The 428-nt window shown below is 47.9% G+C and carries 1 protein-coding gene; it reads right to left on the reverse strand.

Annotation, left to right across the window (positions count from 1 at the left end; translation table 11 throughout):
- Window positions 1–404: AraC family transcriptional regulator (locus tag NE664_14350; GenBank protein MCQ4727816.1), on the reverse strand; the 404-nt coding region annotated here is incomplete at its 3' end.
- Between the last annotated feature and the right edge of the window lie 24 nt (window positions 405–428).

The raw sequence follows: 428 nt of genomic DNA on the forward strand, positions 1-428 counted from the left end.
GTTTTAAACTGCCCGGGATTTTCGAAGTATCTTCGGTAGAGATGAATGATCAGTTCTTCCAAGTAGTTGGCGATCATCTGTTCAGCTCCGAATGCAAGGGGAGAAGGATTCCGTACCAGTTCTTCCTGATATGGGTCGTCCATCCGACCGGAAAACGCATTGCGGGCTTCTATGATAATTCTCGCCAGCAGTTCCCGTTCTGTCTCCGATACAGTGAGTATCTTCCTTTCAAACGCCTTCATGCAGGGGGAATGGCACTCAAATCCGATGACCACCAGATTCGGCGCCACTTCGCCGTTGGTAATAATGTTATGAAATTCTCCCGGTTGATGGAAAATAATATTCCCGCGTTTTAAAGGAATCCGTTTCTCACCGGCCACAACGTCAATCACTCCCTTGTCCACACAGACGAATTCCCAGAAATCGTG

It is taken from the genome of Anaerotignum faecicola (assembly GCA_024460105.1).
Taxonomy (GTDB): domain Bacteria; phylum Bacillota; class Clostridia; order Lachnospirales; family Anaerotignaceae; genus JANFXS01.